We start from the raw sequence: 25,239 nt of genomic DNA on the forward strand, positions 1-25,239 counted from the left end.
GACAATGGAAAAGAAGACAGTATTGATAACCGGCGCTTCCTCGGGAATAGGAGAGGGATGCGCCCGCAAGTTCGCCATGAACGGGCATCGGTTGGTTCTGAACGGCCGTAACGTGGAGAAACTGAATGCCGTGAAGGCGGAATTGGAGGAGAAGTATGGGGCCGAAGTATGGCTGTTGCCGTTCGATGTGCGCGACCGTGCCGCTGCCCGTGCTGCCTTGGATTCTCTTCCCGAAGAGTGGAAGGCCATAGACGTGTTGGTGAACAACGCTGGTCTGGTCATCGGGGTGGACAAAGAGCACGAAGGAAGCCTCGACGAATGGGACGTGGTGATAGACACGAACGTGAAAGCCCTCTTGGCCATGACGCGCCTCGTGGTGCCCGGCATGGTGGAGCGGGGCAGGGGACACGTCATCAACATGGGATCCATTGCCGGAGACTATGCTTATCCCGGCGGGAGCGTGTACTGTGCCTGCAAGGCGGCGGTGAAGGCCCTGTCGGACGGTTTGCGTATAGATTTGGTGGATACTCCCGTACGTGTGACGAACGTCAAGCCCGGATTGGTGGAGACGAACTTCTCCGTGGTGCGTTTCCGTGGCGATAAGGCTGCGGCCGACAACGTGTATGAAGGGCTTCGTCCGCTCACGGGCGACGATGTGGCCGAGGTGGTTTACTTCGCCGCTTCCTTGCCCGAGCATATCCAGATAGCCGAAGTGTTGGTCATGCCCACCAACCAGGCCACGGGCACGATAGCTTACCGCAAGAAATAAGGTGATAAAGTACCGTTCGTTAGCCTTTCTCGGTTTGTACATTCCGGACGCAATCATATAAGATATCGCCGTATACTTCCTTTTTTGGGGGTATGCGGCGTTTTTTTTATTATCTGAGTATTGATATATCTGTCACTTTTCCGTATTTTGATAGCTGTATGTTATTCAGATAATACATAAATGAATGTATTACAAGGTTTTGTGTACATGAAAAATTCTTCCGCAGAATGAAAAATCATTTGGCTTAGAATGAAAAATCGTTCGGCTGAGATTGATTTTCCGTTCTGCGGAGATTGATTTTTGTCTGAGAAAATGAAAGTTTTAGGTTTACCGATATTCTTCCTTCACGACAATCTTGTCGCCGGAATCGTCCACCTTGAAGAGGTGTGGCACGCGATGGAAATGGCTGTTGATGTCCTTGTGGCTGTGGACGGACATGAGCAACTGGCCGTCGAACGTACGGAACAACATGCCATGGCCGAAGTTGGGCGGGGTGATGGGCTGTTCTTCCTGCACCCACGGGCCGTCCAATGTGCCGCTTTCCGAATAGGCTACTCCTTGGGTATAAACGTCGTAAATCCAACTGGTCCATATCATGCCCAACCGTCCGGTCTGCGTGCGGAAAAGGTAAGGACCGTCGGTCACTTTGCTGGCCACCGTATCACCATCGATGACTTCGCGGCTCCAGGGGGAGTCGCTGGCGCGGAACAGCAATTGGCCTTCGCCCATGCTGCCGCTTAAGTCTGGTTTCAGTTCTATTTTTTCTATTGTGCCGTCCCATGTTTGCAGCCATTCGTAACAGTAGACCATGTAGGGTTTACCGTCGGTGTCCACCCATAGCGTACCGTCGAGCGTAGGTTTTTCGGCAGGCAGGTAAGTCTTGTCTTCCATGGGGCGGTAAGGCCCTTCGGCCTTGTCGCTTACCAACACATGGCAGGCACGGCGTTCGATTTCGTTGCCTCGGAAAGAGCCTATCTTCACATCCGGGTTGGTGAACGTGGCAAAGTAATAGTACTTGCCTTTGTATGGATGCAGCTCGGCCGCCCAAATCATCGGTTCCGGCCCCATCCAGGAAGCCGGGTCGGTTTCCGCCACGGTATAAGGGCCGTCCCAATACCGCAGGTCTTTGCTTTTCCATAATTTACCGCCTGTGCCGGTCATGTAATAAGTCATGGTGGCACGGTCGGGCAGGATGCAAGGGTCGCTCAGGACGATGGAGTCCAAGGGCACATGGTTTTTGGCACGGGATTGGCACATGCCGCTGCATACGGCAAGCAGGCACACTAAAGAAGTCAATAGCTTTTTCATGATGAAAAGGGTTAATGGGTTTTCTTTGTGGACAAAGATAGTGTTTTTTATCGGTTTTCATGCTGTTTCCGGATGATTTGAGGCTTGCATTGCCGGATTTCTATAGGAATGGCCTTTGCTTGCACTCCGGAAGCCTTGAAGCGCAGGAGAGCCATCACGGCTTTCCGGCAGTCGGGGTGGCTTTGGTCGAACACGAAGTTGCCGAGGCTGTAGAATACGGGGCGGGAGTTGATGTATTCCATGGGTTGCACGACGTGTGGATGGTGTCCTATGATGGCATCCGTCCCGGCTTGCATCAGTTTATGGGCGTAATGACGTTGCTGTACGTGGGGATGGGGTTGGAATTCTGTGCCCCAGTGCAGTACGGCCACGATGAACGACGAAGGATGCTCTGCCTTGTATTGTCGGATTCGGCTTGTAAGTCGGTCGATGGAGGGACGGCATACATCCGGCTGACCCTCTGCGTACTGCCAGTTTTCAAGAGGGAAGAGTACGGCATTGAAGACGGCCACCTTGATTCCCTTTTTCCGGATGACGGTGGGGGTGAGTTGCTCTTCCATGGAATATCCGTAGCCCAAAGGGGTAATGCCGGATGTATGAAGGGCTTGGTAGGTGTCAGCCAATCCTTGCCGCCCTTGGTCATTGGTATGGTTGTTGGCTATGGCGGCGTGAGTGATGCCGACTTGCCGGAGGTCTTTTGCCCATTCGGGTTCTCCCCTGAAGATGAACCGTTTGTTGAGAGGAGTGGTACGGGTGGTCAGTGGGCATTCCAGGTTGATGACCACGGCATCGGCTTGGCGGAAAACCGGGGTTACGTTGTTGAAAAGCCATGCCGTACCTCGCCGTTCGGCCATAGGCCGTATGCTGCGGTCCAACAGCACGTCTCCTGTGAACAGAATGGCCAGTGAGGCTTCTTCCTGTGTGCGGCGGCAGGCCGGGAAGAGGCACAAGACACATAATATGCCAGATAGCCACCTTAACATCCCGTACTATAAAAAATCCATTCGTTGGCTTCGGGTTGACGGTCCAGAAAGTAAGGACGTATCCATTCTGGAGCAGGCGGTGTCTTGCCTTCTTTTAACATCTGTTGCCAAGCCTCGTCGGTGAGCCGCTCACCCAAGGGGCGGGTAAATTCATAGTAACCGAATATGGCTCCGCAGGTGATATAAGTTTGTCCGCCGATGTCGAGCAGTACATAGATGGCATTGGCGTTTCCCGTGGCTTCGTAAAGGATACCGTTTTTCGGGCATCCGGATATGTTGCGGGTGTACACGTCCGAAACGAGTGCCACGGAACGTTCCGTACCTTTCAAGTTGTTCCAAGAATCGTAGGGTTCTCCTGGCTCGATGACACTGAGTGTGAACCATTCTATCGAACTGCCCATCACGCGTATGGTTTCGTATTCTTCTTCTGTGAGTGTTTCTCTACGCAGTTCCTTTTCGGCCGTGTGGATGCAAAAGTCTACTTTTTCTTCCAGCGTGCTTGTCTTTTCCATGAGATCTTGGTCGGCAAATCCCGTTTTCTCCAATATTTTCCGGTTCAGAACGAGTAGTTCTTTCAGCTTCCTCCAAAACGGCAAGTTAGGTTCTACATATCCTACAACGATGGGGTTGGGGAGCCCGGCTCCTCCGCATTCAGCAGCCAAAGGGTGTTCTCCGTAGAGCAAGGCATCGTGTTTCAACTCGCTCCAAGAGGCCAGTGCCGTCTGTAAGTTCTTGCATTTCCAAGCCGGTGTACACATGAAACCGGGGTAGTTTTTCCCGGGGCGTTGCAGGACAATGAGAGATTCTATCCATTTATCGTACATCGTGCGGTTCCAGTCTACCTTTTGGTTGAATTTCTCTTTCATTTTATCGGCTGTTTTCCGGAAGTCTTTCCAGTTCTTGTCCTCATGGTAGCATGTATCGAGCAGGGCGGCTGCGCTTTCCACGCCGAAGGCGGCAAACACGTCGAGTCCCTTGGGATAGGCCCGGTTGCTTCCGGGAGTGGCATCAGCCATGGTTCCTAATATTTCGTTGTCGGCCATGTAACGTTGGGGCATGAAGTTGATTTTTTCGTTGCAACTCAGTTGTATCTTGGGCGTGATACGGTTACGGGTCTTGAAAACTTCCGTGAGCAGGCTGTTCACGTGGGCGGCCACGTTTTCGTCCTTTTCCGCAACGGATGCTGTGAGGTTGTGTTTGTCCAAGAAGTCGGCTATTTCGATGATGGAGGCGTTGTCCGGTTCTCCCATCAGGAACGTGAGGGCATCGTACATGCCGAGGCAGGCTTTTCGTGTATTGTCGGCCATTCGGTTGAAAGCTGCGGCCATGATGATGGTGCGCCACAGAGCTTCTGTTTTTTCCCGGCAGAAAGCGGCAGATTGCAACCACATCATGGTGCAGAAATACCTTTGGGTAGATTCGTCACGGTTGTAGTGTCCTCGCGGTTTGAACAGGCTGTACGGGAATATGATGTCTGTATAACCAAGGAAGGCCGAAGAGCCGTCTTCGCAAGCTGCGATGTGCCGCAGTTCGTCTTTGTAGGCTTCTTGGTAAGCGTGGGGTACGGGCAGATGGCTGCCGGTGAGCAGTTGATATGCTATGGCGAAGAACGTGGCGGCGTATTCCGCTTCGTCCTGTATGGCTTTTTGGCGGCTCAAGTTCAGGCTTTCGGTGTATAGGGCATGCAGGACACGTCGAAGGGTTGGTGTAAAATGGTTTTTCTCCAGGCTTTTGAGCACGTAACTGAAGTACATGTGGAAGGCTTGCAGGTAAAGGTCGGTAGTGATGAAATTGGGCATTTGGTGATAATCGTTGCTTTCGTAGACATTGAAAAGTTGCTCGTAATCCGTCGGGGCGATGACGAAATTATACAGGCTCAACATTTCCATAAATTTTGGTTCCGGACGGTCTATCTGGAACAGGTTGATGCAAAGCGACGGGTTGAGCAACTTGTAGCCATCAACGGTGACGTATTTCTGTGTGGCGAGTTCTTCCATTCGCCGGTCTATTCTTTCGATGAAAGCCTTTTCGGTAGGGGTGAGCTTGACCTTGTCATACGTGTCGGCGTATGGGCGCGAATTTACCGCATATTCGTATTCATAGTATAGGGTGTCGCAGAGTTTGAAATACCAATCCGTCTTGTTGATGAAAAAGCTGTTCAGGTCGGCTTCCATGAACCAATAGCCATGGAGGGCGTAGGGATAACTTCTGAGGATGCGCAGTTCCTCGTAACTCAAATGGCTGATGTCTTGCTTGTAATCTACATATTGTGGGAGCAGGCTGTCCGTCAACAGATGAACGGGCGGAATGTCGAAGCCCACATTTTCTTCGGATTGCACATCTTTTTCTTTTGTTGGCTTTTTAGCCGGGGACTTGCAAGCGATGCACAGGAAGGCCATGAGGCCAAAGAGGCTAATAATGGGGAAAATAAAGCGTTTCATGATATTTCGTTTTTAAGGTTTTATTCTTGGAGGTAACGTTCGAATACTGGCCCGAAGTTTCCCAAACGGTATAACGCCCTGCACGGCGTGCCGTCGGGTTTGCGTTCGGAAGTACATATCCGCATGGGGACTGAATCGCCTACGAGGCGGAAGTCTTCAAGAGGGTGGGGCATTCTGGAGCCTAACCATAACGGACGTATCAGCCGTCTTCGGTAGAGTTTGAAAAGAAACAGGCGTTTGTCCCGGGTAGGGCTATAGCGCGTGGCCTTGATGACCCCTACAGCTATTTCGGGACAACTGTCACCGGTCAGGTCACCGCAATCGAAACGGTAGACGGGGTAGGGCAGTTCCCATGAAGATTGCCCTACCCCGTCTATGAGGTGATGCAGGATGTACAGGCTGTCGTGGATACGCTCCATGCGTATCACTCCTTTTTGCCCGTCCTTACATTCGTAGGTGAACGACTTGGTTTCCTGACCACATGAGGCTGTCAGCCCATATGCCATGCAGAATGCAGCGACTTTTATTCCTGAGGAAAGGGTAGGCATTCGTTCTGACGGATTAATGCTTTTCGGCTAGCTTTTTACAGAATTTGCCGCCCGCCATGCAATAGATTCCCAAAAGAATGAAGGGTATACTCAGTATTTGGCCCATATTGATGAGCATGGAGGCTTCCCAGGCTTCCTGCACTTCTTTGGTATATTCGATGAAGAAACGGGCCGTGAAGATGGTAGTCAGGCAGAAACCGAAAAAGAATCCCGTGCCGACTTTCTGCGGATATTTATGATAAAGTACGTATCCGACGATGAGAAATACGAAATAGCAGATGGCTTCATAGAGTTGGCCGGGATGGCGTGGCAGCATGTCGACGCGCTCGAAAACGAATGCCCAAGGCACATCGGTTGGCTTGCCGATGATTTCCGAGTTCATCAGGTTGCCCAAACGGATAAACATGGCACTGGCCGGAGTAGCGATGGCGATGTTGTCCAACACGCGCATGATGTTCAGTTTCGTTTTCCTGACGTAAAGCCATAGGGCGAGCATCAGTCCTATCGTGCCGCCGTGGCTGGCTAGTCCTGCGTAACCGGTGAACACCCAACCGTTGGCCGTCTGTCGCATAGGTAGAATCATTTCCAAGGGGTGGGCAAGGAAATAGTCCGGTTCGTAGAACAGGCAGTGCCCCAGACGGGCACCTACGAGGATGCCCACGAAACAATAGAAAAACAACGGGTCGAACAGTTTGTCGGCGATGTGCTGCCTGCGGTACAGGCGTTGCACCAATACGTAGGCTGCCAACAGGGCAAAGCACCAACACAGCGAATACCAACGCACACCGAATGAACCGAGGTGGAAAGCGAACAGGTCGGGATTCCACGTGATAAATAACAGGCTGTCCATGGCGGTCATACGTTGAAACGGAAGTGCATGATGTCACCGTCCTGCACCACATAGTCTTTTCCTTCCACTCCCATCTTGCCGGCTTCGCGCACGGCTGCTTCCGAACCGTAACGGATGTAGTCTTCGTATTTGATGACTTCCGCGCGGATAAAGCCTTTTTCAAAGTCCGTGTGGATGACGCCGGCACACTGCGGGGCTTTCCATCCCTTGCGGAAGGTCCAGGCTTTCACTTCCATCTCTCCGGCTGTGATGAACGTCTGCAAGTTCAGCAAGTGGTAGATGGCTTTGATGAGTCGGTCGCATCCCGATTCCTTTAGCCCCATGTCTTCCAGGAACATCTGTTTTTCCTCGTAGCTTTCCAGTTCGGCAATGTCGGCCTCCGTTTGGGCGGAGATGATGAGCAGTTCGGCATTTTCGTCCTTGATGGCTTCGCGTACGGCATCCACGTATGGATTACCGTGAGCGGCAGAGGTGTCGTCCACGTTGCAGACGTAGAGCACCGGTTTGGCTGTGAGCAGGAAGAGGTTTTTGGCTGCCTGCTGTTCGTCCTCGTTTTCAAAGGTGACGGTACGGGCCGATTTGCCTTGTTCCAAAGCCTCTTTGTATTGCAATAGCACGTCATACTCTATTTTGGCTTGTTTGTCACCGCCCACTTTGGCCACTTTTTCCACGCGTTTGATGCGGTTTTCGATGGTTTCCAAGTCTTTGAGCTGTAGTTCCGTGTCGATGATTTCCTTGTCGCGTACGGGATCTACCGACCCGTCCACGTGCACGATGTTGTCGTTGTCGAAACAACGCAATACGTGGATGATGGCATCGGTCTCACGGATATTACCGAGGAACTGGTTGCCTAAGCCTTCTCCCTTACTGGCTCCTTTTACCAGTCCGGCAATGTCCACGATGTCACAGGTGGCCGGAACGATGCGCCCGGGGTGGACCAATTCCGCCAGTTTGTTCAGACGTTCGTCCGGTACGGTGATTTGTCCCATTTGTGCGTCGATGGTGCAGAACGGAAAGTTTGCAGCCTGTGCCTTGGCGCTCGACAGACAGTTGAAAAGGGTAGACTTGCCCACGTTGGGCAAACCTACTATACCTGCTTTTAAAGCCATAGTTTATTTCGTTTTTATCAATTACCTTATTTAATTAGGTGCAAAATTAAGAATAAATCCGGTATGTGGGAAATCTTTTTCGTTCTGCGCCAAGTGATTTTCCATTCTCTGCGCGGTGGTTTCCCGTTTTGGAGCGGACGGTTTTGGAACTTTCCGGTAACGTTTTCCGGAGTATCAATGTGCTTCCAACCAGTTCTTTCCCCAACCGTAATCGGCTTCGAGCGGGACTTGCATGGTGTAGGCGCGTTCCATTTCTTCGATGACGATTTGCTGCACGCGTTCTTTTTCTTCCGGATAGACGCTGAAGTTCAATTCGTCGTGTACTTGTAAAATCATTTTAGAACGTATGTGCTCTTTCTGGAAGCGGCGGTAAATGGCTATCATGGCAATTTTGATGATGTCTGCCGCGCTGCCCTGTATCGGGGCATTGATGGCGTTGCGTTCGGCATAACCGCGCACCACTGCGTTGTGGCTGTTGATGTCGCGCAGATAGCATTTACGATGGTAAATGGTTTCGGTATATCCCTTTTCACGTGCTGTTTCAATGCTCTTCTGCATGTATTCCTTCACTTTGGGATACGTGGTGAAATAGCCGTCAATCAATTCTTTGGCTTCCGCACGGCTTACGTTCATCCGTTCGGCCAATCCGAATACGGTGATACCGTATATGATGCCGAAATTGGCTGTTTTGGCCTTGCTTCGTTCTTCGCGGGTAACTTCTTCCAAAGGTTTTTTGTAAACCTTTGCGGCGGTAGCGGCATGGATGTCGTGCCCTTCGCGGAAAGCCTCTATCATGTGTGGGTCGCCACTCAAGTGAGCCATGATACGCAGTTCGATTTGGGAGTAGTCGGCCGAGAAGAATTCACAACCTGGTTCCGGGATAAAAGCCTTACGGATTTCTTTGCCTTCCTCGTTGCGTACAGGGATGTTTTGCAGGTTCGGGTTACTGCTGCTCAACCGTCCGGTTGTGGTAATGGTTTGATTGAAGGAGGTGTGGATATGTCCGGTTTCGGGATTGATAAGCTTAGGCAAGGCATCGATGTATGTGCCTAACAGTTTTTTCAGTCCTCGGTGTTCCAGGATTTTTTCCACTATGGGATGGCGTGTGCGTAATGTTTCCAATACTTCTTCCGAGGTGACATATTGTCCTGTTTTGGTTTTCTTGGGCTTTTCGCTTATTTTCAGTTTTTCAAACAAGACTTCGCCTACCTGTTTGGGAGAGGCTATGTTGAACGGTTCACCGGACAGGGCGTGTATCTCTTCTTCCAAACGGTTCATTTCTTTGGTGTAGAGCGTAGAAGTTTCCTTCAACGCTTCGGTGTCGATGCACACTCCGTTGCGTTCCATCCAAGCCAATACCGGCATGAGCGGCATTTCTACTTCGCGGAACAGGTCATAACATCCTTCCTCCTTTAACTTCGGTTCAAACACGTTTTTCAGTTTCAAGGTAATGTCGGCATCTTCGCATGCGTATTCATATACTTGCGACGGAGGAAGGTCTGCCATGTTCTTCTGGTTCTTTCCTTTCGGTCCGATAAGTTCTTCGATATGGATGGTCTGGTAGTTCAGATAGACTTCGGCCAGATAGTCCATGCCATGACGTAATTCCGGTTGCAAAAGATAATGGGCAATCATCGTGTCGAAGATTTCGCCTTTCAACGTGATGCCGTAGTTTTGTAATACCATCAAATCATATTTGATGTTTTGCCCGATTTTGAGTATTCGTTCGTCTTCATAGACTGATTTAAATTCATTAACTATCTTTTGCGCTTCTTCAGGGTCTTGCGGAATCGGTACGTAAAAAGCCTGATTTTCCTTGACACTAAAGCTCAATCCCACCAATTTGGCACTGATGGGGTCGGTTCCGGTGGTCTCCGTGTCTAGACTGAGAAAATCTTTTGTAACGAATAAGTCAATGATTCGCCTCCTATCTTCTTTCGTTTCAATGAGTTGGTAGTCGAAATCCTCCTTTTTGTACTTGCTGAGATTTGAATATTTGCTTGCTTCCGGGGATTCGTCTGCAAATTCTGCAAAGAGAGAGCCTTGGAAAAAGCCCGGTTCTGCGCTAGGTTGCTTTTTGGAGAACTTTCGTTCCAGTAAAGTCCGGAACTCTAAATCTTCGAATAAACGTTGCAAGGCTTCTGCGTCCGGCTCTTTTGTGGTGAGTGCTTCCAAGTCGAGCGTAATGGGCACGTCCGTCTTGATGGTGGCTAGAAACTTAGAGAAGGCAATCATGTCGCGGTGGGTTTCCACTTTGGTTTTTATACTGCCTTTTAGTTCGTCAGTATGTTCCAACAGATTTTCGATGCTGCCGAATTGGTTGACGAGTTTGGATGCGGTTTTTCCGCCCACACCGGGACAACCCGGAATATTGTCGGACGAGTCTCCCATCAGTCCGAGAATATCAATGACCTGGGTCGGAGAAGAGATGTCGAATTTTTCGGTGACCTCTTTTACCCCCATGATTTCAAAATCCTTGTCTCCGAATTTCGGACGGTACATCTTGACCCTCTCGTTGACTAATTGGCCGTAGTCTTTGTCGGGTGTCATCATGTAAGTTTCCAAATTCCCGTGTGCGGCAGCCTGTGTGGCCAAAGTGCCGATGACGTCGTCAGCTTCAAATCCGGCGACTTCGAGGATGGGGATACGGTAAGCCCGTATGATATCTTTTATAATAGGTACGGCGGTGCGGATGGCTTCCGGTGTTTCTTCCCGTTGTGCCTTATATTCGGGATAGGCTTCGTGGCGGAAAGTGAGACCTGCAGGGTCAAAAGCCACACCGATATGCGAAGGATGCTCTTTGTTGAGCACCTCCTCCAATGTGTTGACAAAACCTAAGATAGCTGATGTATTAAGCCCTTTCGAATTGATGCGGGGGCTTTTGATGAATGCGTAGTAGGCCCTGTAAATGAGCGCGTAGGCATCGAGTAAAAAAAGTCTGTCCATACGTTATGATGATTTTCTCCGTAAATTTACGTAAAAAATATGAGTGGCTTTTGATTTTTATGTAATTTTGTATTCCGAAATCAGCTGATTATATGGACGTATTAACTCAAATCCGGAAACCGGTGGAGCGTGAAATGAAAGATTTCGAGTCGCTTTTCGGTATTACTCTGCAGCACCAGAATCCTCTTCTCATGATAGCCTTGCGGCATGTGTTGAGCCGTAAGGGGAAGTTGATGCGTCCGATTTTGACTTTGTTGGCTGCAAAAAAGTACGGTGAAATCAATGATTCCGTATTGCATGCCGCCGTGAGTTTGGAGATGTTGCATACGGCTAGTCTGGTGCATGATGATGTGGTAGACGAGAGTGGCGTACGCAGGGGACAGTCCTCTGTGAATGCCCTTTTGGATAATAAGGCAGCCGTCTTGGTGGGCGATTATCTCTTGTCTACGGCTTTGAAGCATGCGGCCATGGCCGGTGACCTGAGGGTAGTAGATTTGGTCGCTCGTTTGGGGCAGACGCTTTCCGACGGGGAATTGCAGCAGTTGTCTAACGTGAAGTCCGATGAAATCAGCGAAAATCAGTATTTCGAAGTGATTCGGCGTAAAACAGCTTCTTTGTTTGCCGTATGTGCCGAAGTCGGTGCTTTGTTGTCAGGAGCATCGGAAAATGAAATCCTTCGTTTGGGTGAGTTCGGCACTTACGTAGGTATCTGCTTTCAGATTCGTGACGATGTCTTCGACTATTATGATGCTGAAGTAGGTAAACCTACGGGAAATGACATGAAAGAAGGTAAGCTTACTCTTCCGGTGGTGCATGCCGTACTTCAGCCTGGCGCAGAGACGTGGCATGAGACGGCGTTGAAAGTACGTGCGGGCAGGGCCACAGAAGAAGAAATTTCGGCTTTAGTGAACTTTACCAAGCAGTCGGGCGGTATAGAGTATGCCCGTCGTAAGATGGATGAAATTCGTGAACAAGCGGTCGGTTTGATAGGTGCTGACGGGAACGAGGCCGTAGGTGAAGCCTTACGTTTGTACTTGGATTTCGTATTGAAACGAGTGTCTTAATAGGGTGGGAGGATGATTTGTTTCCTCCAGTCCGATTATAGACGATTGATTTCTTCCGTATCCAATCCTGTACAGGCTGCTATCGTATGGGTTGGTATGCCATTGGCTTTCATCTGTCTGGCTATGTTTAGCTTTTCTTCTTGCATTCCTTTTTCAATACCTTTTTGCATCCCTATTTGCATCCCTTTTTGTTCTCCTTCCTTTGTGGCTTTTTGAACGGCGAAGTCAATGGTGTTTTTCCAGTCGCGGTATACTTTCAGGCTCGTTTCGTAGTGGTGGTATTCCTCTACGGTGAACTTCGCGATTTCTGCTGCCTCGAAGAACCGGGTAAAGACGCGTTCCTGTAGCGTAGCGGGCTTTTCCATCAGCCGCGTGAGGTTGCGTAGCACGAAGAGCCATTTGTCGAACATACTGTCAAGTTCTTCTTCTTTCTTGTTGAACTTGGGCATTTCCAAATAGATGAACGTCAGCTTGTCGTAGAACACCTCCCGGGTCTTGCTGTCGGTCAACTGCACTTCGTGGTGGAAGTACCCGTCGTGGGTGTGGTCGAACACGAAATTCAGTATGGCGATGACGTACACGGCCTTGAGTTGGTAATCCCAATCGCCGCGCTTTCCCTGCTGCTGTATGGGGAAGGAAGCGTAATACAAGCTCCTTTCCTTGAAGAACAGTTGCTGTCCGCGTTGCATTTCCACTAATATCTTTTCCCCGCTGTCGGTCTCGCAGTAGACGTCGAACACAGCCTTGCGGTCTGCCTCGCTGATGCCGAGGTTTTCGGTGTTGAGGTAAGTGAGGTCGCGTATTTGCTCCTTATCGCTCAGCAAACTGTTGATAAAGCTGATGAGCAGCTCCTTGTTCATCTCTGTGCCGAAAAGCTTTTTGAATCCAAAGTCGGTATAGGGGTTTACGTAACGGTCTGTATATTCGTCTCTTTCCATGTTTTTCCTTGTTTGGTGATAAAGCAAAGGTAGTGTTTTCTTCGGTTCCGTGCAATCATTTTAAAAGAAAAAAGGAGGCTTTAAACCTCCTTCTTGATATGCGTGTGGAATCATTTGAACGGTTCTATCTTCAGAAGCGAATAGTTGTCGTCATAAGCTACTGCATAGCAAATACTGTCCCCTTTGTTCGTCAGGCCCATTAGTTTCTTGCCTGTGTAGGTTGGTTTGACAGCATACTTTTCTGTTTCTTTACCCGATCTGTTGGGATAGGTGTTGTAAACGTTGCATGTTTTGTCGTTCACTGTCATAAGATAGTTTTCGTCAAATGATTCAATGAGAAAGTATTTTTTTATCTTGTTCTTACTGCATTATGGTAAAAGCTGTTTTTTTTAATAAATATCTTTGTGCTTGTTGGAAACAATGACATTTTGCTATTTTTTTCATGTTGGGCTATGGTAAAGGATAGATAAAATAGAGGAAAAAGATGTTCTTGTTTTAATATTTAAGATAGGATTATTGCTCTTATCGCGCATTTCTCTGCCAAAATCCGGATTTCTTTCAGCCGAACGAAAAATCGTTTGGCTGAAAGCGGAAAATGTTTCTCAGCAGATTGGGATGGGAATCTCCGAAAAATGGCGTGAGAACGGGATGGAGTGGGGGATAAGGCCTCCGGAAATGAAAGGTTTTTCTTTTATTTGGGACGGAAAAGCATACAAAAATACCTGCCACATTTGTCACCGTTTCCGGCTTTTTTGTGGCAGGCATTGGGTTTTGTACTGACGGTGGCGTTGTGCTGCCTTTTGGGTGTCAGCAAACCATCCGCATGGGTGTCAGAATGTCATTTTCACGATGCGCGAGAATCGCGTAGAACCGACGTGTGCTTCACCGGTATGCAAATGCGCCGTTCTCGTGGGGACATGTTTGTCGTTTTGTCAAACTGTCAAAAGGGGAGGGTTAGAAGAATTTCACCTCTTCTCCCGTCACTTCGCCCAACAGCAGGTTGGCCAACCGGCTTGTGCCGAGGCGCAGCCACTGGTTGGTAAGCCATTTTTCGCCTAAGACCTCTTTGACGATGGTGTAGTACACAAGGGCGTCATGTACCGTGTGCATGCCTCCTGCGGGCTTAAAACCTATCTGTATGCCCGTTTCGTCATAGTATTCCTTGATGGCCTGGCACATGACATAGGCTGCTTCCGGCGTAGCGGCCGGTTCGAGTTTCCCGGTGGACGTTTTGATGTAGTCCGCTCCGGCATACATGGCCAACAGGGAGGCTTTCTTGATGTTCGCGGCAGTCTTCAGGCAGCCCGTTTCGAGGATGACTTTCATCTTATGGTCGCCGCAGGCCGCTTTCAGTTCGCTGATTTCGTCGCAGAGCGTCTCGTAGTCGCCGCTCAGGAATTTGCCGACGGGCATGACGATGTCTATCTCCGTGGCGCCGTCCTTGATGGCCAGGGCCGTTTCGGCCACTTTGACTTCAATCAGGGCTTGCGAGGAGGGGAAACTGCCCGACACGCAGGCCACTTCCACGCCCTCCACTTCGAGCGATTGGCTGACGATTTGTGCGAAGCAGGGATAGACACAGATGGTGGCCACGTGCGGCAGGTCGGGGTAGGTGTCCTCGAATGCGTTCACGCGTTCCGTGAAGCGGAGGATGCTTTCTTCGCTGTCCGTGGTGCTCAATGAGGTCAGTTCCACACTGCCCATCAGGAATCTTTTGACTTCCGTAGTGTCGTTTTCCGGCACTTTTTCGGCGATGATTTTCGCCACGGCTTCTTTCACGGCCTCGTCGCTGAGGTTGAGGTCGTACTTCTTCAATGCCTGTTCGTACTTGCTGGTTTCAGGCTCGTGATGATGTGTGTGCTCGCTCATGATTCAATGTAATTTGGGATTGTTAATATGTCGTTCTTTGTCTCTTCGGGTTTTCTTTTCGATGCTTTTGCGGAGTGCTTCCGTCAGGTTCACGCCCGTCTGGTTGGCCAGGCAAATCAGTACCCAGAGCACGTCGGCCATCTCTTCTTCCAGGTTGCAGCTTTCTCCTTCCTTGAAAGACTGGTCGCCGTAGCGGCGGGCCATGACACGGGCCAGTTCGCCCACTTCTTCGGTCAGGCAAGCCATGTTGGTCAGTTCGCTGAAGTAACGTACACCGACCGTTTTAATCCATTCGTCTACCTGTTTCTGTGCTTCGTCTATAGTCATATTTTCCTTTTTTATTCTTTGTTTTTAGTGTCCATGCAGATGGTGACGGGACCGTGGTTCAACAGGTCCACTTTCATTTCCGCTCCGAATTCTCCCGTCTGCACGGGTTTGCCAAGCGCTTCGCCCAATTTCCGGCAGAAGCTTTCGTAGAGGGGGATAGCCGTGGCATGCCCGGCAGCACGGATATACGAGGGACGGTTGCCTTTCTTGTACGAAGCCATCAGGGTGAATTGACTGATAACCAATATGTCACCTCCTGTTTCGAGGATGCTCCGGTTCATTACGCCGTTTTCGTCGTCGAAGATGCGAAGTCCTGTAATCTTACGGCACAACCAATCTATATCCTCTTCATTGTCAGCTTCTTCTATGCCTAACAGGATTAAAAGTCCGCCTTGTATGGCCGATTTGCAGTGACAGCCGATGCTCACCGACGCATGGCTGACGCGTTGTATCACGGTTCTCATGTGTTTAGCGTGCGTTTGGTTCTTTGCAAAGATACGGAAAAAGCCTGCATCTCATGCTTCAGCAGGCAGGTTTTCTTGTATTATTTTCGCTTTGGCCTGCCCGATTTCCGCGGCCAGTTCGTCGAACGAAGCTTCCCGGATACGTTTCACGCTTTTAAACCGTTTGAGCAACTGGGTTTTGGTCTTCTCGCCGATGCCTTTGATGGTGTCCAGTGCCGAAACGGTTTGGTGTTTACTGCGTTTGTCGCGATGGAAAGTGATGGCAAAGCGGTGCACTTCATCCTGTATCTGGGTCATGAGTCGGAACACTGGGCTGTCTGTCTTCATGCCGATGACGATCGGCGGGAAGCCGAACAACAGTTCGTTGGTGCGGTGGCGGTCGTCTTTAGCCAGTCCGGCGATGGGTATGCGCAGGCCGAGTTCGTCTTCTACCACTTCGCGTACCACCTCCATCTGTCCCCGTCCGCCGTCCGTGATGATGAGGTCGGGCAATTCGCCTTGTTCAGCCATGGCGCGTGAATACCGGCGGCGTACCACCTCTTTCATCGAGGCATAATCGTCCGGCCCGACCACGGTTTTGATGTTGTATTTGCGGTAGTCTTGTTTGCTGGGTTTGCACTTTTTGAAGACTACGCAGGCTGCCACGGCATCCGTCCCCGAGATATTCGAATTGTCGAAACATTCGATGCGCATGGGGAGTTTCTCAAGGTGCATGGCTTGCTGTATTTCTTTCATCAGCCGTACGCTTTTCTGTTCCGGATTGAGCTTTTCGGCCTGTTTGAGCCTGTCCAGTTTGTATTGTTTTACGTTGAGTACGGAGAGTTCCAGCAGTTTCTTCTTGTCTCCCCTTTGCGGGACAGTGAAGGTGACGCCTTCCATTTCCACTTCGATGGGAAAGGGGGTGATGATTTCCTTGGAACGGCTCTTGTAGCGTTCCCGCATTTCTGCGATGCCCAGTGTCAACAGTTCTTCGGGAGATTCGTTCATCCGTTTTTTATATTCAAAGGTGAAGGCCTGGTTGATACTCCCGTTCGTCACGTGCAAGTAGTTGATGTAAGCTGCGTTTTCATCGTCCTCAATGGAGAAAACGTCGATGTTGTGAAGGACGTTGCTCACCACTTCGCTCTTGCTCCGGTAACTTTCCAAAAGGTTGTACTTCCTTTTGATGGTCTGCGCCTCTTCGAAACGCATTTCTGCCGCCAACGCTTGCATTTCGGCGAGCATGTTCCGGCTGATTTCGGCTGTGTTTCCTTTCAGGATTTCCTTGGCTTCTTGGATGGATTGGAGGTATTCTTCGCGGCTTTGCGCTCCGATGCAGGGGCCTTTGCAGTTCTTGATGTGGTATTCCAGACAGACGTTGAACTTTCCGCAACGGATGTTTTCAGGTGTGAGCGCGAGGTGGCACGTGCGCAACGGATAGAGGTTCTTGATGAGTTCGAGTAAGGCATTCAGCGTGGGGATGTGGCTGTAAGGGCCGAAGTATGTGGATCCGTTGCGTACGATGTGCCGTGTCTTGAAAATGCGGGGAAAGTATTCGTTGGTCACACAAATGGACGGATAGGTCTTGTCATCCTTCAGCAACACGTTGTAATGCGGTTTATAGCGTTTGATAAGGTTGTTTTCCAATAAAAGCGCGTCTTCTTCGCTGTTTACTACTATATACTTGATATCCCTGATTTTACTGACCAACATGGCTGTTTTCCGGCTTTGGTGGTCTTTGCTGAAATAGGAATAGACGCGCCGTTTCAGGTTTTTGGCTTTGCCCACATAAATGATTTCCCCATCGTCGTTCAAATATTGGTAGCATCCCGGGCTGTCCGGCAGGTTTAGGACGATACCTTTCAAATAAGCGTCTAGCTTTTCTTTTTCTTCGGTCGTCATGGCGTTTGGAATTGGATATGGAAAGGGGACAATACAGCGTGCTGCATGTCCCCGTTGAAAAAGCAATTTTTAGACACGTAGGAGGGTGCTGATTTCAATGCCTTCGTCGAAAACCTCGCGTCCGTTCAATCCTTCGCCCGTCAGTTCGATAATGAAATTGATGTAGACGTGTGCCGGATTAAACTTCTTCACCAAGTTGTAGGCTGCTTTCATGGAACCGCCTGTGGCAAGCAAATCGTCATGAATGAGCACCACGTCTTTTTCGTCAATGGCATCTTTATGTATTTCTATCGTATCCTTGCCGTATTCTTTCATATAACTTTCCTGTAAGGTTTCGGCCGGAAGCTTTCCGGGTTTCCGGCACATGACGAAACCGGCACCCAGTTTCACCGCAAGGGCGGCACCGAGGACGAAGCCGCGCGACTCTATGCCGACCACCTTTGTGATGCCTTTGTCCTTATAGATTTCATACAATTCATTCAGCATGATCTTCATGCACTTCGCGTTTTTGAAGAGTGTCGTTACGTCCTTGAACTGAACTCCGGGTATAGGGAAGTCCGGAATGTTTCGCAGATTCTTCAGTAATGTTGGATTGTTCATAACCAGTATTTTATCTGTTGATAATTTAAGTTTTGTTTCACGTGAAACGTAGAGCTTTTGGCTACCGTCCCAAAAGCACGAGCAGCACGTTGATGTCGCTAGGAGAAACGCCAGGGATGCGTCCGGCTTGTGCCAATGTTTCCGGGTTGATTTTCTCTAATTTCTGGCGGGCCTCAGTAGACAGGGAATTCATGCTTTTGTAATCGAAGCGGCCTTTTATCTTAATGCTTTCCAAGCGCTGCATCTTGTCGGCGATGATTCTTTCGCGGGCAATATACCCATCATACTTTATCAATACTTCGGCGGCTTCGATGATTTCATCCCGTCGGTCGGTCAATGTGTCGAGCAGGGCCTTTAACGGTGTGATATGTTCGGCAATGTTTTTCACCGTGATTTGCGGACGGTTGATTAATTCGAAAAGTTTGCATCCGTATTTGAGCGGTGTCGTGCCTAAAGCTTCCAGTCCGGGATTGATCAGGGCCGGTTTCAACGAGAAGTCTTTGCAGAAACTTACGATATGCTCGACAGCTTCCTTTTTAGAAAGCCAATGGTCATAGCGTTCACGTGTAGCCAGTCCTATCTGGTAAGAACGTTCCGTGAGGCGTGCGTCTGCATCATCCTGGCGAAGCAAGATACGATATTCTGCCCGCGACGTGAACATGCGATAAGGCTCGTCTACTCCTTTAGTGACTAAATCGTCGATGAGTACGCCGATATAGGATTCGTCGCGATGCATGATGAAAGGTTCTCCTCCGGAACATTTCAAGGCGGCGTTGATGCCGGCTACGATGCCTTGCCCGCCTGCTTCTTCGTAACCTGTGGTCCCGTTGACTTGTCCGGCCATGAACAAGCCCGGCAGTATTTTCGATTCCAACGTATGGTACAGTTGGGTGGGGTCAAAATAATCGTATTCTATGGCATAGCCCGGACGGTATATGGCCAAATCGCGGAAAGCCGGGATTTTTTTCAAGGCTTCGATTTGGGTGTGGAGCGGCAGGCTCGATGAAAATCCGTTTAGATAATATTCTTGCGTGCTTTCGCCTTCCGGCTCTAAGAAAAGTTGGTGTTGGCCGCGTTCGGGAAAGGTGACCAGTTTGGTCTCGATGCTCGGGCAGTAGCGCGGTCCTATGCTTTGGATTTGTCCGTTGTAAAGGGGGGAATCCGGTAAGCCGCTTCTCAGTACTTCGTGGACTTCCGGATTGGTAAAACAAGTCCAACACGGAAGTTGTTTCAGTTGGCGGTCGCGCCCCATGAATGAAAATTTATGGTAGTCGTGTTCTCCCTCCTGTATTTCCATTTCCTCGAAATGTACGCTTCTTCCGTCGATGCGTACCGGTGTCCCTGTTTTCATCCGCCCGTAGTTTATACCATGGCAGGCGATGGATTCGGTCAAATGGTATGACGCCGGTTCGGCCACACGGCCTCCGGGCAATTGCGTGTGTCCGATGTGCATCAAGCCGTTCAGGAATGTGCCGGCCGTCAGGATGACGCACCGTGCCTGAATCGTCACGTCGAAATAGGTTTTCACACCTGTCACTTCTCCATGCTCTACGAGGAGTTCCTTCACTTGGTCTTGCCAGATATGCAAATTGGGTGTATTTTCCAGGATTTCCCGCCATGCCCAGATGAATTTTCCACGGTCGCACTGGGCGCGGGGGCTCCACATGGCCGGTCCTTTCGAACGGTTGAGCATACGGAATTGTATGGCAGTGCGGTCGGTCACGATACCCATGTAGCCGCCCAAAGCGTCTATTTCCCGGACGATTTGTCCTTTGGCAATGCCCCCCACGGCTGGATTGCAGCTCATTTGTCCTATCTTGTTCATGTCCATGGTGACAAGGCAGGTTTGCGCTCCCATGTTGGCAGAGGCTGCTGCTGCTTCGCAGCCTGCATGGCCGCCGCCTATCACTATCACATCGTAGTCGAACTTCATTTTTAACTTGTTTTTACGGTTACAAAAGTAGTGATTTTTAGGAATATAATTCGGCTATTTCTTTGTGTTATTCAGGATTTAGAGTAATTTTGCAGAACCTTATCAGGAGGATGAAGATGTAGGAATTCCTTTATATTATTTATTAAATATTTTAAATTCAATCATTTATGTGGTTATGTGATTCATCTATTGGTAGGAAAGTGGTGATGTCGGTTACCGGTATCGCGCTTGTCCTGTTCTTGACGTTCCATGCGTCGATGAACGTTGTGGCTCTGTTCTCGGCAGAAGGCTATAACATGATTTGTGAATTTCTGGGCTCCAACTGGTACGCCGTAGCGGCAACGTTGGCATTAGCGGCTTTGGTGGTTATTCACATCATCTATGCTTTCTGGCTGACGATGCAAAACCGTAAGGCGCGCGGTAACAACCGTTACGACGTGACGAGCAAGCCTGACAAGGTGGAGTGGGCTTCACAGAACATGTTGGTGTTGGGCATCATCGTTGTGTTGGGCATGGTTCTGCACCTGTACAATTTCTGGTATAACATGATGTTCGCCGAGTTGATGGGCGATCCCTACATGGGCGGCCTGCACGCAACGGATGGTTACGGTTACATCGTGAAAACGTTCAGTTGTCCGGTTTATACCGTATTGTACATCATCTGGCTTGCTGCCCTGTGGTTCCATTTGACGCACGGCTTCTGGAGTGCCATCCAGACACTGGGTTGGAACGGTAAGGTGTGGTTCAACCGTTGGAAGTGCATCGGCAACATCTACACCACTATCGTCATCCTGATGTTCTTGGTAGTGGCATTGTATTTCTCTTTCTGCGGCGGTTGCAGCGGAAGCGTGTGCTACTAATATTAATTAATGAATCATTAAATTGAAACGAACTATGACAAAGATAATCGATTCCAAGATTCCGGAAGGACCGGTAGCTGAGAAATGGACCAATTATAAGGCACATCAGAAATTGGTGAATCCGGCCAACAAGCGCCGTTTGGACATCATCGTGGTCGGTACCGGTCTGGCCGGTGCCTCTGCCGCAGCTTCTCTCGGCGAGATGGGATTCAAAGTATTTAATTTCTGTATTCAGGATTCTCCGCGCCGCGCACACTCCATCGCCGCACAGGGAGGTATCAATGCGGCCAAGAATTACCAGAACGACGGTGACTCCGTTTACCGTTTGTTCTACGATACGGTGAAGGGTGGCGACTACCGTGCCCGTGAAGCCAATGTGTACCGCTTGGCCGAGGTTTCCAACAACATCATCGACCAGTGTGTGGCACAAGGTGTTCCTTTTGCCCGCGAATACGGAGGCATGTTGGCCAACCGTTCGTTCGGTGGCGCACAGGTATCCCGTACGTTCTACGCCAAAGGACAGACCGGACAGCAGTTGTTGCTCGGTGCTTATTCGGCTTTGAGCTGTCAGGTGAATGCCGGTACGGTGAAATTGTTCACCCGTTACGAGATGATGGATTTGGTGATGGTGGACGGCCGTGCACGCGGTATTATCGCCCGCAACCTGGTGACCGGTAAATTGGAGCGTTTTGCCGCCCATGCCGTAGTTATCGCTACCGGAGGTTACGGTAATACGTATTTCCTTTCTACCAACGCCATGGGCTGCAACTGTTCGGCAGCCATGCAGTGTTACCGCAAGGGAGCTTATTTCGCAAACCCCGCTTACGTACAAATTCACCCGACTTGTATCCCCGTCCACGGCGACAAGCAGTCCAAACTGACTTTGATGTCAGAGTCGTTGCGTAATGACGGCCGTATCTGGGTGCCGAAGAAGTTGGAAGACGCCAAGGCATTGCAGGCCGGAACCAAGAAGGGCAGCGATATTCCGGAGGAAGACCGTGACTATTATCTGGAACGCCGTTATCCTGCTTTCGGTAACCTCGTTCCGCGCGACGTGGCTTCACGTGCAGCCAAGGAGCGTTGTGACAAGGGGTTTGGTGTGAACAATACCGGTTTGGCCGTATTCCTCGACTTCTCTGAGAGTATCGAGCGTTTGGGTATCGACGTGGTGCTCCAGCGTTACGGCAACCTCTTCGACATGTACGAAGAAATCACCGACGTGAACCCTGGCAAGTTGGCCAACGAAATCAATGGCGTGAAATACTATAACCCGATGATGATTTATCCGGCTATCCACTACACGATGGGCGGTATCTGGGTAGATTACGAGCTTCAGACTTCCATCAAGGGCTTGTTCGCCATCGGTGAATGTAACTTCTCCGACCACGGTGCCAACCGTTTGGGTGCTTCCGCTTTGATGCAAGGCTTGGCCGACGGTTACTTCGTCCTGCCTTACACCATCCAGAACTATCTGGCCGACCAGATTACCGTTCCGCGTTTCTCTACCGAGCTGCCTGAATTCGCAGAGGCAGAGAAAGCCGTGCAGGCGCGCATCGACCATTTGATGGGCATCAAGGGTAAGGAATCAGTGGATTCCATCCACAAGAAACTGGGTCATATCATGTGGGAATATGTCGGCATGGGCCGTACGGAAGAAGGTCTGAAGACAGCGTTGAAACTGTTGAAGGAGATTCGTCAGGAGTTCGAGACTAACTTGTTCATCCCGGGTTCTACGGAAGGCGTGAACATCGAATTGGAGAAGGCTTTGCGCCTGAACGATTTCATCACTATGGGCGAACTCATCGCTTACGATGCCCTGAACCGTAACGAGTCTTGCGGCGGTCATTTCCGCGAAGAATACCAGACGGAAGAAGGCGAAGCCAAGCGTGACGACGAGAACTACTTCTACGTGTCTTGTTGGGAGTACCAAGGCTCCGACGACGTGGCTCCCGTATTGTACAAGGAACCTCTCGTTTACGAAGCCATCAAGGTTCAGACACGTAACTACAAGAGCTAATAAACGGTTTGTTCAACGATTATAAAGAAAAACAACAATGGAGAAAAATATATCATTTAAGCTTAGATATTGGCGCCAGAACGGACCGAAAGACAAGGGCCATTTTGACGAGCGTGAGATGAAAGACATACCGGGCGATACCTCATTCCTGGAGATGTTGGACATTTTGAATGAACAACTGGTAGAAGAAGGCAAAGAGCCGTTCGTATTCGACCACGATTGCCGGGAAGGCATCTGCGGTATGTGTTCTTTGTATATCAACGGTACGCCCCACGGCAAGACCGAACGCGGTGCCACCACCTGCCAGCTCTATATGCGTAAGTTCAAGGACGGCGATACGATTACCGTGGAGCCGTGGCGTTCCGCCGGTTTCCCGGTTATCAAAGACTGCATGGTAGACCGTACGGCTTTCGATAAAATCATGCAAGCCGGCGGTTATGTGACCGTGCGTACGGGACAGCCTCAGGATGCCAATGCCATTTTGATTCCGAAGCAGAATGCCGACGAAGCTATGGATTGCGCTAGCTGTATCGGTTGCGGTGCCTGCGTGGCAGCTTGCAAGAACGGTTCTGCCATGTTGTTCGTCTCTTCCAAGGTGAGCCAGTTGGCTTTGTTGCCGCAGGGCCGTCCTGAAGCTGCTCGTCGTGCCAAGGCCATGATTGCCAAGATGGACGAACTTGGATTCGGTAACTGTACGAACACCCGCGCTTGTGAGGCCGTATGTCCGAAGTGTGAAAGTATCGCCAATATCGCCCGTCTGAACCGTGAGTTCATCAAGGCAAAGTTGAACGACTAAAAGGCGAGCGCTTAGGCTTTTCCTAAGCACGTTTGCATGGAAAATAAAACGCGTCCCCCGTTCAGGGTGGACGCGTTTTATTTTGGTCTATGGTCGTCTGGTATGTGTTTTCCCCCAAGGGATTTTCCAAAAACATCCTTCATCCTTCAGGTTTCAACGTAATGCTTTTGTATCGAGTGAGTTGTGAACTGAAAGATATTTCAGTTGTCTTTCAGTTCTCCTTCATCCCGGAGGGTGGGAATCAATCTCAGCCGAATGAGAAATCGTTCGGCTGAGATTGATTTTTCATTCGGCTGAGAAAAAAGTGTTTCATGTGCCAAACGATTTTCGCTTCCCTGTAAGGTATGGCTGAAACATGGCTGAAAGATGCCCGGATGAAAGTTCATCCAGTAAATGATTATCTATAAGTGTGTTATGGCGAAACCTGAAAGATGAAGGATGTTTTTGGGAAATCCCTTGGAGGAGGTGTTTTCGGGGCGGCAGCCGAAGAAACAAAGGTGGTTTCCTTTTTCATTTTCGGGTTAAATGCGGTACAGCTTTTGGCGGAATACAGGAAATCCTGAAAGAAAAATATTCCTAATCCTTGCGCTTTACGGGAAATAGGCGTATATTTACAACAAAGTAGGCTTTCTGGTCTGCCATTTTTGTGAATAGTCCATTAAAAAGGATGCAGTTTCTCAAATTATAGCGACCTTTGTGATTGAAACCCAATGTATCAATTATAATGGCAAAAATTACTGTTCAAAATACAGATATTAGCGTTGTCAAGTACAATGAAGAAGATTACATCAGCCTTACAGACATGGCAAGAAGCCAACTGCAAGAGCATATTATCTTCCGTTGGCTTAGTCTTAAAAGCACTATCGAGTATCTTGGCGAATGGGAAATGTTGTATAATTCCGATTTTAATTGTACCGAATTCGGTACAATTAAAAATGCGGCAGGAAGTAACAATTTTGTGCTTTCGGTGAAAACGTGGATAGAACGTACCGGTGCCATCGGTATTCGTTCTAAGGCAGGTCGTTATGGTGGCACATACGCACATCGGGATATAGCATATCATTTTGGCATGTGGATTTCTCCTAAATTCCAATTACTTCTTGTTAAGGAGTATCAGCGGCTAAAGACAGAAGAACAAAGGCTGCTCGGTTGGTCAGCGAAACGTGAATTGTCGAAAATCAACTACCGCATACATACTGATGCCATAAAGCAAAACCTTATTCCGGTGGAAGTCACACCAATGCAAGCAAGCATTATTTATGCCAATGAGGCCGACGTGCTGAACGTGGCGATGTTCGGTATGACAGCAAAACAATGGAGAGAAGCGAATCCCGAACTGAAAGGAAACATCCGTGATTATGCTACTATCAATGAACTTATCTGTTTGTCGAATATGGAGAATCTAAATGCCGTGTTTATCGAACAGAATATGACACAACGTGAACGTCTTGTTAAGTTAAACCAAATAGCTATCCATCAAATGAGCATATTGGAAAGTGGTGATAATCAAAATCGTGAGCTGTTAAAATAAAGAAT

21 protein-coding genes are annotated in these 25,239 nt (G+C 49.5%); 6 read left to right on the forward strand and 15 right to left on the reverse strand.

Going from position 1 to position 25,239, the window contains the following annotated elements; all coding sequences use genetic code 11:
* The first annotated feature begins 4 nt into the window (after positions 1–4).
* A complete protein-coding gene (locus tag E0E47_RS11920) occupies positions 5–769 on the forward strand; it encodes an SDR family oxidoreductase (protein WP_130893803.1) in 765 nt (254 codons plus the stop codon).
* 327 nt (positions 770–1,096) lie between these two features.
* Here E0E47_RS11920 and E0E47_RS11925 read toward each other — a convergent pair whose 3' ends face one another.
* The 7 genes from E0E47_RS11925 to polA form a co-directional block, all read right to left on the reverse strand.
* The gene (locus E0E47_RS11925) at positions 1,097–2,077 is read right to left on the reverse strand and encodes a glycoside hydrolase family 43 protein (RefSeq protein WP_130893804.1); all 981 of its coding nucleotides are present in this window, start codon (positions 2,075–2,077) and stop codon (positions 1,097–1,099) included.
* A 47-nt stretch (positions 2,078–2,124) separates the two neighbouring features.
* On the reverse strand, positions 2,125–3,060 hold the full coding sequence (locus E0E47_RS11930; protein ID WP_040602901.1) for a CapA family protein: 936 nt from the start codon (positions 3,058–3,060) through the stop codon (positions 2,125–2,127).
* Positions 3,054–5,501, reverse strand: coding sequence for a DUF3160 domain-containing protein (locus E0E47_RS11935; protein WP_130893805.1), 2,448 nt, complete (start codon positions 5,499–5,501; stop codon positions 3,054–3,056). Before E0E47_RS11935 ends, E0E47_RS11930 begins: the two co-directional genes overlap by 7 nt.
* Positions 5,502–5,521: 20 nt before the next feature.
* A complete protein-coding gene (locus tag E0E47_RS11940) occupies positions 5,522–6,007 on the reverse strand; it encodes a nuclear receptor-binding factor 2 (RefSeq protein WP_130893806.1) in 486 nt (161 codons plus the stop codon).
* A 55-nt stretch (positions 6,008–6,062) separates the two neighbouring features.
* Complete coding sequence (lgt, locus tag E0E47_RS11945) at positions 6,063–6,908, reverse strand: prolipoprotein diacylglyceryl transferase (RefSeq protein ID WP_008628070.1); 846 nt, start codon at positions 6,906–6,908, stop codon at positions 6,063–6,065.
* Positions 6,905–8,008: a redox-regulated ATPase YchF gene (ychF, locus tag E0E47_RS11950; RefSeq protein ID WP_008628072.1), complete on the reverse strand. Its 1,104-nt coding sequence runs from the start codon at positions 8,006–8,008 to the stop codon at positions 6,905–6,907. The genes lgt and ychF overlap by 4 nt, the downstream gene beginning before the upstream one ends.
* A gap of 174 nt (positions 8,009–8,182) precedes the next feature.
* Positions 8,183–10,954, reverse strand: a complete 2,772-nt coding sequence (gene polA / locus E0E47_RS11955) for a DNA polymerase I (RefSeq protein WP_130893807.1) — start codon at positions 10,952–10,954, stop codon at positions 8,183–8,185.
* A 92-nt stretch (positions 10,955–11,046) separates the two neighbouring features.
* On the opposite strand from polA, the gene E0E47_RS11960 reads away from it, so the two are divergent.
* Positions 11,047–12,018: a polyprenyl synthetase family protein gene (locus tag E0E47_RS11960; protein ID WP_008628075.1), complete on the forward strand. Its 972-nt coding sequence runs from the start codon at positions 11,047–11,049 to the stop codon at positions 12,016–12,018.
* A gap of 35 nt (positions 12,019–12,053) precedes the next feature.
* On the opposite strand, the gene E0E47_RS11965 is transcribed toward E0E47_RS11960, so the two are convergent.
* From E0E47_RS11965 to mnmG, 8 genes are all read right to left on the reverse strand, one after another.
* Positions 12,054–12,956: an Rpn family recombination-promoting nuclease/putative transposase gene (locus E0E47_RS11965; protein ID WP_130893808.1), complete on the reverse strand. Its 903-nt coding sequence runs from the start codon at positions 12,954–12,956 to the stop codon at positions 12,054–12,056.
* Between the two features lie 110 nt (positions 12,957–13,066).
* A complete protein-coding gene (locus E0E47_RS11970; RefSeq protein WP_130893809.1) occupies positions 13,067–13,264 on the reverse strand; it encodes a hypothetical protein in 198 nt (65 codons plus the stop codon).
* 646 nt (positions 13,265–13,910) lie between these two features.
* Positions 13,911–14,825 (reverse strand): deoxyribose-phosphate aldolase, encoded by a 915-nt coding sequence (gene deoC, locus E0E47_RS11980; RefSeq protein ID WP_130893810.1) that lies wholly within the window; start codon positions 14,823–14,825, stop codon positions 13,911–13,913.
* Between the two features lie 3 nt (positions 14,826–14,828).
* A complete protein-coding gene (locus tag E0E47_RS11985) occupies positions 14,829–15,152 on the reverse strand; it encodes a nucleotide pyrophosphohydrolase (RefSeq protein WP_008628079.1) in 324 nt (107 codons plus the stop codon).
* A gap of 11 nt (positions 15,153–15,163) precedes the next feature.
* Positions 15,164–15,616: a D-aminoacyl-tRNA deacylase gene (dtd, locus tag E0E47_RS11990; protein ID WP_008628081.1), complete on the reverse strand. Its 453-nt coding sequence runs from the start codon at positions 15,614–15,616 to the stop codon at positions 15,164–15,166.
* Positions 15,617–15,667: 51 nt separating this feature from the next.
* Positions 15,668–17,497, reverse strand: coding sequence for an excinuclease ABC subunit UvrC (gene uvrC / locus E0E47_RS11995; RefSeq protein ID WP_130893811.1), 1,830 nt, complete (start codon positions 17,495–17,497; stop codon positions 15,668–15,670).
* 69 nt (positions 17,498–17,566) lie between these two features.
* A complete protein-coding gene (locus tag E0E47_RS12000; RefSeq protein ID WP_008619069.1) occupies positions 17,567–18,097 on the reverse strand; it encodes an adenine phosphoribosyltransferase in 531 nt (176 codons plus the stop codon).
* Between the two features lie 61 nt (positions 18,098–18,158).
* Positions 18,159–20,030, reverse strand: coding sequence for a tRNA uridine-5-carboxymethylaminomethyl(34) synthesis enzyme MnmG (gene mnmG, locus E0E47_RS12005; RefSeq protein WP_130893812.1), 1,872 nt, complete (start codon positions 20,028–20,030; stop codon positions 18,159–18,161).
* A 167-nt stretch (positions 20,031–20,197) separates the two neighbouring features.
* Here mnmG and E0E47_RS12010 point away from each other — a divergent pair, with 167 nt between their 5' ends.
* From E0E47_RS12010 to E0E47_RS12030, 4 genes are all read left to right on the forward strand, one after another.
* A complete protein-coding gene (locus tag E0E47_RS12010; RefSeq protein WP_040602903.1) occupies positions 20,198–20,890 on the forward strand; it encodes a fumarate reductase in 693 nt (230 codons plus the stop codon).
* Between the two features lie 34 nt (positions 20,891–20,924).
* Positions 20,925–22,907, forward strand: coding sequence for a fumarate reductase/succinate dehydrogenase flavoprotein subunit (locus E0E47_RS12015; RefSeq protein WP_008628089.1), 1,983 nt, complete (start codon positions 20,925–20,927; stop codon positions 22,905–22,907).
* 37 nt (positions 22,908–22,944) lie between these two features.
* On the forward strand, positions 22,945–23,703 hold the full coding sequence (locus E0E47_RS12020) for a succinate dehydrogenase/fumarate reductase iron-sulfur subunit (protein WP_008619073.1): 759 nt from the start codon (positions 22,945–22,947) through the stop codon (positions 23,701–23,703).
* A 724-nt stretch (positions 23,704–24,427) separates the two neighbouring features.
* Entirely contained in the window at positions 24,428–25,234 is an 807-nt protein-coding gene (locus E0E47_RS12030) for a KilA-N domain-containing protein (RefSeq protein WP_130893813.1), read from the forward strand.
* Positions 25,235–25,239: the final 5 nt, after the last annotated feature.

The organism is Paraprevotella xylaniphila YIT 11841 (assembly GCF_900683745.1).
Lineage (GTDB): Bacteria > Bacteroidota > Bacteroidia > Bacteroidales > Bacteroidaceae > Paraprevotella > Paraprevotella xylaniphila.